The sequence below is a fragment of the Nevskia soli genome (assembly GCF_903970205.1).
Classification (GTDB): domain Bacteria; phylum Acidobacteriota; class Terriglobia; order Bryobacterales; family Bryobacteraceae; genus Bog-113.
Genome location: NZ_CAJCHS010000347.1, coordinates 1 through 6,150, shown reverse-complemented (window position 1 = coordinate 6,150; position 6,150 = coordinate 1). Strand labels below are relative to the sequence as shown.

Genomic DNA, 6,150 nt, shown 5'->3' with positions numbered 1-6,150 from the left:
TGTTACGGAAGAGCTGGAAGCGATGAAGCGGCGGATTGAACAGCTTGAGGCTCTGTTGAGCGCTCAGAAGACAAACCCTGCGCCTGAAAAGATTTCGCCGGGCGACAACTCCCCGATTGCCGGCGGCTTCATGAAGCGTCCGGAACCAGAAGAAGTAGCAACCAACGCCATTCCTCAGAGTACGGCGCCTGGTGGACAAAGCGCCGGGGCTCCGGGCGGTCAAAAGACAGTAGAAGCCGCAACTGCCCCCGCAGTCGATAATGTTACGCCTTTCGCGGATTACGACTGGACTTGGTTGAACGGCAATCCGCGTAACAAAGACGTTGCGTTTGACACGAAATTCTTCACTCCGGAAATTCGCGCCGATATTACGTATACCTACGACTTCAATAAACCTGTCGACGATTCCATGGGCGGATCGAGCGAACTGTTTCGCTCCAATGAAATTCAGCTTGAGCAGCTTGGGCTGGGCGGCGACTTCCACTATGACAATGTGCGCGCGCGCTTTATGACGCAGTTTGGCATGTATTCCACGGCGACGATTCGCAATGACCCGAGTTATGCCAAGGGACAATGGAACATCGCCGACGCCGATCGCTATTTGGCCGAGGCCTACGGTGGATATCACCTCAACGTGTTGGACGGGATCAATATTGATGCTGGCATTTTCATGTCTTACATCGGCCTGTTCAGTTATTACAATTTCGATAACTGGGCTTATCAGCCGTCTTATGTTTCGTCGAACACTCCCTGGTTCTTTGAGGGAATCCGCATCCAGACTTTCCCGACACACCACCTGAAGATCGAGCCGTGGATTATCAACGGCTGGCAATCCTATGGTTCGGCGAATTCAAGAAAAGGTCTCGGCGGTCAGATCAAGTACACTCCGTATCCGTGGCTGAATATTCTTTCGAATAACTATGGGTTGGGTCACGACGATCTCTACACGCCGCATCGCGCCCGCATCCATACCGATAACAGCGTCGAAATCAAGTATTTCGATCGACCGGGTAATGGTCTGGATAAGATAGCCCTGAGCTTTACCGGCGATCTCGGCTGCGAGTTCGGCGGAGGTGTAAGTTGCCATGGAGATACCAAAGGCGGCCCCAAACAGAGCTTTATCGGCTATATGGTCTATAACCGCTTCTGGTTTCACCGCGACTTATTCGGATTCACCCTCGGCGGCGGCCAGATCAATAACCCCGGACGCTACCTTGTTCTTCTCCCGCCGATCAACGGAGAAACAGCGGCTTCGGCGGCGCTCAATTCGCCGTACTTCACCGAGAATCCCGGAGATCCGTTCAAGGCCTGGGATGTTTCCGGCACCTTCGACTATATGCCCAAGCAATGGCTCACGTTCCGCTTCGAAGGCGATTACCGTCATGCCAGCGTACCCTATTGGTCAGGCGCTGGAGGCGTGACACCACCGCCTTTAACCAACAACGGCTTCCCGACCCAATATGCTTGTCAGAACGGCAATCCATCCGGGCAAACCTCTCTGTCGGCCGCGACCGCCAGTTGCGCTTCCAACGGGGGCGTCTGGTTCCCCGATCTCCGGAGAGATGAAACGCTCTTCGATATTGACTTAATGGTCAAGTTTTAGAGAATCTATGAGCCGCGGATGAACGCAGATGAACGCCGATAAAAGCATCGGTAAACACAGGTCCAGATTGCTTTGGCTCTTTTTATCAAGTGCCATGCTTCTGCTAGCGGCGGACCCCTCCTGGAAAACCAAACGAAGTAGCGATTGGACGCCCGAAGATAGCCGCGAGATCCTCACCAACTCCCCGTGGTCCAAACCTGTGTGGGCGCGCGTAGCGCCATTGCAGACCGAGGATGAACGCCGCGAGGGCGGAAACATGGGCCAGCCGCACGGCATCGGTTACGACGGTCTAGCGGACGGTCGGCCACGCGTTCACTTGCCGACCAGTCTCCTCGACCTGGTCCGGCCCGAGAAGCAAACCCTGACCGCCGGCCAGTACATCCCGGTGCAGCTTCGTTGGGAGAGCGCCCTTCCGATCCGTCTTGCGGAACTAAAGACTAACTCCACCGAGGCGCCTGCCGTAGAGACCGGAGGCTATGTTGTGGCTGTCTATGGGATTCCGCCAAGTAACGCCAAAGGAACTCCGAAGAGCTTAGGTGAGCCGCTCAAGAAACTGGCTGTTCTGAAACGGCCCGGTAAGTCTGATGTGCGCCCGGTGGAGGTAGAAGTCCTGCAGCAGGAAGACGGAACGATCGTCCTTTACCGTTTTCCGTCCGCGGCGGAGATCACCAAGGGCGACCGCTTCGATTTCCAGGCTCAGATCGGGCGAGTTTTTATCTCGCAGTCTTTTGATGCAGCCGATATGTACTTCGGCGGCAATCTGGAACTGTAAGTCGGATTCTTATAACTTCCGCTTAACAAACGAACAAATCTGGTAACCGGCGATGTACTTGAACGGCGACTCGCCCATCGTGTAATGACCGCAAGGTAATACCACGACCCGGTGCTTCAATCCGCGCTGTCGTATATGGTCTACGGCCACTTTAGAGAACTGCGGTAGAAAGGTTGTGTCATAGCTTGTATACATGAACAAGCTATCTTTCTCCAGTGCGGCGAAACGGTCCATGTAATGAACCGGATTCAGAACATCCCACGCCGTTCGCAGCGTCTCCAGCGATATATTCGGCTCCAGCGTCTTACGAATATGTTGCGTCGATAACCCGGTCCAGACGACGTCCGCGAAGTAAGCCGAGCAATGGTTGAACACATTCACGCGCAGCCGCTCGTCATGGGCGCTCGCCAGAAAAGCGTAGCAGCTTCCTAGACTGGTTCCAACGATCGCGAACTGTTCATAACCCCGCGATTCCAGCCAATCGACCGAAGCTCTTACATCAAGCACTGCCTGGCGCGTCGCATCCAGCGTCCGCCCGATGTTAGAAGACACCGCATAATCCGCGCGTTCCAGTTCCGGCGGCATCCGGTCGTCATGATACGGCAAACTAACCCGCACGGAAGATAGCCCAAGCTTCTGAATTCCCCGGCATAGCGCGACATGCTGGTGGGGGCTCGCATTCCAGTGCGGCAGAACGACTACGGCCTTCTTAACTGGAACTCCCTTGGATGTCGCCGGAAAATAACGCAGGTGAACCGTGTTGTTCTCGGGATACGGTGTATCCACGGGCGAGCGGAACTGCACCTGATCGCCGACTAACGAAAATTCCCGCGGCTTCTCATAATCGAAGAACTTCCCGCTATCCCGCAGCGCGATCTCGTTCAACAGCTTGATATAAGCCTCGGCGCCGTGACCGTTGCGCGGCGTCCGAACAGCATCCGGCCAGCGCTCTACCCAGTCGAGACCCCATTCGAACGGACGCACGACGCGATTGGTCGCCCGGCTGCAGAGCTCCTGCTCCCAGGCTTTCATCCGCCGCGAGTAGTAATTGCCTATCATCTGTTTTGGTCTACTTTAGAGTACCGTGCTACTCAAGAAAGCCGTTCGACGAGGAGCTTCGCGAACCGACTACCGCCTCGTCTATCAACCGCACAAACGGTGCGATCGCGCGAAAACGCTTCGTTATTTCGTCTTCCAGGTCCGATGATAGAGCGGTTTCAGGCGGTAGCTCCGCATAAAAGAAAAGGCTGCGGCACTTCAACAATTCGGCCGCCTCATGCTGCGGATCCCAACCCTTCGGAACGCGCGTCATCGGCTGCCCTTCGAACTCCCCTGCAACCTTCTTCGCCCGGATCTTCCGCATCACTGTCTCGTATTCCTCAAACTTCGTCCCGATATGCTCCCTGATCTTCTTCAGCAGCTCGGGACCCGGCTGGTAGATGCCTCCGCCGATCCCGGTCTTCTCCAGCGAAATCTGAAAATAGAAGCCCGCCCCATAATTCCTGGGCATCGCGCGATGACTGAAAACGGCCGCGAGGTGCGTCTTATAAGGAGTCTTATTGGTACTGAAACGCGTGTCGCGGTAGATCCGGAACACCGCCTTCGACGGATCGGTAACATAGTCCGGCGCGAAGGTCATGAGGCGCGTGTTCAAACGCCCGCAGAGCTCGATCATCGGATTGCGCAGCACCGCTTCGAATTGCTCTTTGCGCGGTTGGAACCACTCGCGGTCGTTGTTCCGCTGCAGCGCCCGCAAAAACTTCAACGCTTCCGGTGAAAATGCCTGAGGCTGGTCATTCATGGAACCCGTATCTATCATGACTCAGCGTCCTTCGCGCTCCGACGAAGGACCGTGGATTCTCCGCATAATCGGCGTACCCGGAGCCAACTCTATAATGAGCAGATGATTGTGGCGCCGGACAAGACTGAGCTGTTGACGCGTGCGCGCGCGCAACTCGCCTCTGTTCCGGGCCTCGAAATTCTTGAAAACCAGCCGCTTTCCGCGCATACGCGATTCGCGATCGGAGGTCCAGCCGACCTTCTCGTCACCGCCGATCGCATCGCAAGTTTCGCTCAAGCGCTGACGATCTCGCAGGAAAGCGGCCTGCCGTGGGTGGTGATCGGGGGCGGCTCGAATCTAGTCGTTTCCGATGCCGGTTTCCGCGGCGTCGTTCTCAAGTTTCAGGGCTCTTCCTTGCAGGTAGATCCCACTGCATCGGGCGCCGCAGTCACTGTTGAAGCCGGCGCTGTCCTTCAGGATGTCGTGGATTTCTCCACGGCTCGCGGACTGCGCGGCCTCGAAACCATGACGGGCATTCCCGGTTGGGTGGGGGCCGCGGTTTATGGAAACGCCGGGGCTTACGGTCACTCCATTTCCGAGCGGGTACACGCAGTAACCTTTCTCAACGGCGAGGGCACGCGGACCTTCGACAATGCCGCATGTGAGTTCCGCTATCGCGAGAGTATCTTCAAGCAACGTAAGGACTGGATCATCCTCAATTGCATACTTCGCCTCGACAATGCCGACGCGGTCGAACTGCAACGGATTGCGAACGACATCCGGCGCATCCGCGATGCGAAGTACCCGCCGACGATGAAGTGCGCCGGAAGCATCTTCAAAAACTTTCTTCTCGCCGAGTTGCCCCCCGCGGTTCAAGCCGAGCTTCCCGCCAACGTAATTCGCGAGGGCAAAGTCCCCAGCGCGTGGTTTCTCGAACAGGTGGGCGCCAAGGGAATGCGCGTGGGGGATATCCAGGTTGCAACCTATCACGCTAATCTGATTTATAACGACGGACGCGGCACCGCGCGGGATCTGGTCGCAGTTATTCGCCAGTTGAAACGCGCTGTCGGCGACCGTTTCGGAATTTCGCTTGAAGAGGAAGTCCAGTACATCGGCGAGTTCGCGGAGTAAGTCTGCGGATTTGTCTTATGCACGAGCGCTGACCGGGGGGAAGTGTTACTGTAAGGTTCCTATGCGTTCCCTGGTTGTCGCGCTATCTTTTGCCTGCCTTCTATTGCTCAGCGAACAATCCGGTCTGGCTCAGCCGATTAGCTTCCGGGCGAACCAGGTAACCAACTTGCCGTCGACCTTAGGGGATGAGATCGGATCGCTGTTACAAGGTGACTTCAACGGCGACGGCAAGCCGGACGTGGTGGTGGTGGCTCTTAACGAAATCCTTGTCTACCCTGGCGTTGGAGAAGGACCTGTGGGCGCTCCGATCGTGACGCCGATCTCGCCGGTCCTCAGCTACATAACCGCAGTGGCCGGCGACTTCAATGGTGATGGAATTGAAGACTTAGTGTTGCTGCAAGAAGTCTACGCGACCAATGAAAGTCAGATTGTCACGATGCTGGGCAACGGGGACGGAACGTTCCGCGTGGGCGTGGTTACGAGCATACCGTTGGTGGCCATTTACTTGGAGACAGCTGACTTCAACAATGACGGCATTCCCGACATCAGCTGGATCCTACGAAGCCCGAATGAGGATGTGATGGAAGTGCAGCTCGGGATCGGCAACGGGGCGTTCGAGGCGCCACGCCATGTCCCGCTACCAGCTTTCGTTTCGGAATACACGATAGGCGACTTCAACGGAGACGGCAAGATCGATCTAGCAGCTGTTGAAGGTGGGGACTCGGGTCCGAAGTTCATACAGGTTCTGCTAGGTAACGGAGCCGGGAGCTTTCCGGAGCACGAGACCGTGCCTGTGAATCTCGGTCCCAATCTGAATCTTATGGCCGCAGGTGATCTGAACGCGGATCGTTACGCGGACTTAGT

6 protein-coding genes are annotated in these 6,150 nt (G+C 56.4%); 4 read left to right on the top strand and 2 right to left on the bottom strand.

The window, feature by feature from the left end; translation table 11 throughout:
* Positions 1 to 1,603 (top strand): outer membrane beta-barrel protein (locus H1Y01_RS15295; RefSeq protein WP_180541380.1); only part of this gene is annotated, 1,603 nt, incomplete at its 5' end.
* 94 nt (positions 1,604 to 1,697) lie between these two features.
* Positions 1,698 to 2,375 carry a hypothetical protein gene (locus tag H1Y01_RS15290; protein WP_180541379.1) on the top strand — a complete coding sequence of 226 codons (678 nt, stop codon included), beginning with the start codon at positions 1,698 to 1,700 and terminating at the stop codon, positions 2,373 to 2,375.
* A gap of 9 nt (positions 2,376 to 2,384) precedes the next feature.
* Here H1Y01_RS15290 and H1Y01_RS15285 read toward each other — a convergent pair whose 3' ends face one another.
* Positions 2,385 to 3,434, bottom strand: coding sequence for an alpha/beta hydrolase (locus tag H1Y01_RS15285; protein ID WP_180541378.1), 1,050 nt, complete (start codon positions 3,432 to 3,434; stop codon positions 2,385 to 2,387).
* Between the two features lie 28 nt (positions 3,435 to 3,462).
* Positions 3,463 to 4,176: a DUF2461 domain-containing protein gene (locus tag H1Y01_RS15280; protein WP_180541377.1), complete on the bottom strand. Its 714-nt coding sequence runs from the start codon at positions 4,174 to 4,176 to the stop codon at positions 3,463 to 3,465.
* A 102-nt stretch (positions 4,177 to 4,278) separates the two neighbouring features.
* Between H1Y01_RS15280 and murB the strand changes: the two genes are divergently transcribed.
* Both murB and H1Y01_RS15270 read left to right on the top strand, forming a co-directional pair.
* The gene (gene murB, locus H1Y01_RS15275) at positions 4,279 to 5,286 is read left to right on the top strand and encodes a UDP-N-acetylmuramate dehydrogenase (RefSeq protein ID WP_180541376.1); all 1,008 of its coding nucleotides are present in this window, start codon (positions 4,279 to 4,281) and stop codon (positions 5,284 to 5,286) included.
* 61 nt (positions 5,287 to 5,347) lie between these two features.
* On the top strand, positions 5,348 to 6,150 hold an 803-nt coding region (locus H1Y01_RS15270), incomplete at its 3' end, for an FG-GAP repeat domain-containing protein (RefSeq protein ID WP_180541375.1).

Bases quoted from the DNA above. Each gene is read 5' to 3' on its own strand.
- H1Y01_RS15290 (WP_180541379.1), top strand. From the start codon at position 1,698: ATGCTTCTGCTAGCGGCGGACCCCTCCTGGAAAACCAAACGAAGTAGC.
- H1Y01_RS15285 (WP_180541378.1), bottom strand. From the start codon at position 3,434: ATGATAGGCAATTACTACTCGCGGCGGATGAAAGCCTGGGAGCAGGAG.
- H1Y01_RS15280 (WP_180541377.1), bottom strand. From the start codon at position 4,176: ATGAATGACCAGCCTCAGGCATTTTCACCGGAAGCGTTGAAGTTTTTG.
- murB (WP_180541376.1), top strand. From the start codon at position 4,279: ATGATTGTGGCGCCGGACAAGACTGAGCTGTTGACGCGTGCGCGCGCG.